Annotated in this window: 1 protein-coding gene; it reads left to right on the forward strand. The window is 47.1% G+C overall.

Annotated features, from left to right (window positions below):
* A partial coding sequence (locus ESU54_RS17660; protein ID WP_146848198.1) for an HYR domain-containing protein occupies positions 1-1,031 on the forward strand: 1,031 nt, incomplete at both ends.

A 1,031-nucleotide genomic window follows, 5' to 3' on the forward strand; every position in this document is an offset into this window, starting at 1 on the left:
TAACAGTAACCGATGTAAATGGTAATGTTTCCACTTGTACAACGATTGTAACTGTAGAGGACAATATACCGCCAACAATTACTTGTCCTGGAGATATTACTGTAAGTAACGATCCAGGAGTTTGTGGCGCTGTAGTAAATTATACAGTAACTGCTGATGACAATTGTGGAGGCTCCATGGGATCTCAGACATTTTCATATACTGGCACAATCGATTCATTTGTAGTGCCCGCAGGAGTAACAAGTGTAACTATAGAAACGCGAGGTGCCGAAGGCGGGAATAGTTCAGGATCATCTGTGTCTTCTGGGAAAGGAGCCGTGATGAAAGGCGACTTCAACGTAACTCCAGGATCTTCATTAAAAATTTTAGTTGGAGAAAATAACACAGCAGGAAATGGCGGTGGCGGTGGTACTTTTGTAACTGATGCTACTAATGCGCCTATTATTATTGCAGGTGGTGGGGGCGGTTCTTCTCAATCAGTTGACTCTCCTGAGAAACATGGTCGAATAGTTACCACTGGAGGAACTGGCGCTGGAGGCGGCGGAACTGGAGGTTCTGCTGGAAATGGTGGAAATGTTGGCGCTGCTTTTGCAAGTGGTGCTGGTGGTGGATTATTGACTGACGGAGCTGATGGTTGGGCTGCTGGTTCTGGAGGTAAAGCCTTTGTAAATGGCGGAGCCGGTGCAAACATAGGATTTGGAATTGGCGGCTTTGGCGGCGGCGGAAATGGTTCAGGAAACGTTGTTGGCGGCGCTGGCGGCGGCTACTCTGGCGGAGGAAGTGGTTCAAACTCAACTGGCGGTGGCGTTGGTGGAGGAGGAGGTTCCTTTAATGCTGGAACAAATCAAATAAATACAACTGGAGAGGCTACTGGAAATTCAGGAAATGGTCTGGTAACTATAAGTTGGAATACGACTATCGCTACTACCCAAACTGCTGGTTTACCAAGTGGAAGCACCTTCCCAGTTGGAACTACAACCAATACCTTTGTTGTAACCGATGCATCAGGAAACACTGCGACCTGTAGTTTT

It is taken from the genome of Aequorivita antarctica, from assembly GCF_007997155.1.
In the GTDB taxonomy this organism is placed as follows: Bacteria; Bacteroidota; Bacteroidia; order Flavobacteriales; family Flavobacteriaceae; genus Aequorivita; species Aequorivita antarctica.